The sequence below is a fragment of the Stenotrophomonas sp. P5_B8 genome, assembly GCF_054049855.1.
Genome location: NZ_JBFULO010000678.1, coordinates 1 through 1,336, shown reverse-complemented (window position 1 = coordinate 1,336; position 1,336 = coordinate 1). Strand labels below are relative to the sequence as shown.

Genomic DNA, 1,336 nt, shown 5'->3' with positions numbered 1-1,336 from the left:
GCTCTGCGCCACGCCAACCACGACCTTCTCGAACAGCGGCGCGGCCCGGTTCACCAGGTCGATGTGACCGTTGGTGATCGGATCGAAGGTGCCCGGGTACACGGCAATGCGGCGGTTGGCCACGGTCATACGTCAGCTACACGTTGTGATCTGGTGAAAGTGTAGCAGTGGCGCGGCGGTACAGGGCAAAACGCACCTCCCGGGTCCCGCCCTCGCGGTGCAGCAGCCACGGCGCGGGCACCCGCGGCGCCTGCTCGGCCGGTGCCTCCAGGTACAGCCAGGCATCGGCGGCCAGGTGCGGCCCCAGCCCCGCCAGCACTTGGTCCCACAGCCCCGCCGCGAACGGCGGGTCCACGAACACGATATCGGCCTGCCCGGCCGGCGCCTGCGCCAGCCACTGCAGCGCATCGGCCTGCACCACCTGCACCTGCCCCTGCGCGCCCAGCTTGGCCACCGAGTCGCGCAGCTGCCGGGACAACGCCGCATCGCGCTCCACCAGCGTCGCCTGCCCGGCCCCACGCGACACCGCTTCCAGCCCCAGCGCACCGCTGCCGGCGAACAGATCCAGCACCCGCGCCCCACCGATACGCGGCGTCAGCCAGTTGAACAGCGTCTCGCGGACCCGATCACTACTGGGCCGCAGGCCCGGCGACAGCGGTACCGGCAACTTCGTCCCGCGCCACTTGCCGCCGATGATCCGCACCTGGCCCACGGCCGCCGCCACCGGCTGGCGCGGTTTCATGCGCGGCTCCGGGCGAGGACGGTGGAAGGGGCGTACGGGCGGAAAGGAGTCATGGGCACGAAGGTCGGGCGATTCAGACCTGCATTCTAGGCGCTGAACCCGGGCGCGCGCGCGTCACGCACCACAGGCGGCACATGGCGACCTCCTCAATGGACGGCGGATCCATTCCGCCGCTCATAGCGCGACACTGCTGCCCGCCATTTTCCACACCGATGGCCTGGCCAGCATCCATGCGAATGTCTCATCGACAGACGGTGAGTTTCGAGACGGAATACGCCACATAGTTCCGCCTGGCCAACGAGAATCCAAATGCCGCATCAGCGGTCACCTGGACACTCACAATGAAGGAATTCGCATTCGCCCTGATAGTTGCATTTCCAGTATCTGCGACCCCTCCTTCCGCCCTCCAGGATCGGGTGGAAGTGAATACAAGCGGAGAGAGGACCCTGATCAGAGCCTCTGAGTGGCCAGACTTCCAAGGAGGCCTTGTCGCTGTCGAACAGCGTCTGGTGATGAACGAGGACGGGAATCCCACCTATCAGTATTCCCGCCAAAGCAAAGCAACACAGCTTTACCAGCAACACAGCTTTACCA

Annotated in this window: 3 protein-coding genes; 1 reads left to right on the top strand and 2 read right to left on the bottom strand. The window is 66.2% G+C overall.

What is annotated here, in order from left to right; translation table 11 throughout:
- Together ACXJKH_RS20610 and rsmD are read right to left on the bottom strand one after the other, a co-directional pair.
- On the bottom strand, positions 1–129 hold a 129-nt coding region (locus ACXJKH_RS20610), incomplete at its 3' end, for an adenylyltransferase/cytidyltransferase family protein (RefSeq protein WP_457322172.1).
- 7 nt (positions 130–136) lie between these two features.
- The gene (gene rsmD / locus ACXJKH_RS20605) at positions 137–742 is read right to left on the bottom strand and encodes a 16S rRNA (guanine(966)-N(2))-methyltransferase RsmD (protein WP_457322170.1); all 606 of its coding nucleotides are present in this window, start codon (positions 740–742) and stop codon (positions 137–139) included.
- Between the two features lie 341 nt (positions 743–1,083).
- Between rsmD and ACXJKH_RS20600 the strand changes: the two genes are divergently transcribed.
- The coding region (locus ACXJKH_RS20600; RefSeq protein WP_457322168.1) for a hypothetical protein at positions 1,084–1,336 on the top strand (253 nt) is incomplete at its 3' end.

Bases quoted from the DNA above. Each gene is read 5' to 3' on its own strand.
- rsmD (WP_457322170.1), bottom strand. From the start codon at position 742: ATGAAACCGCGCCAGCCGGTGGCGGCGGCCGTGGGCCAGGTGCGGATC.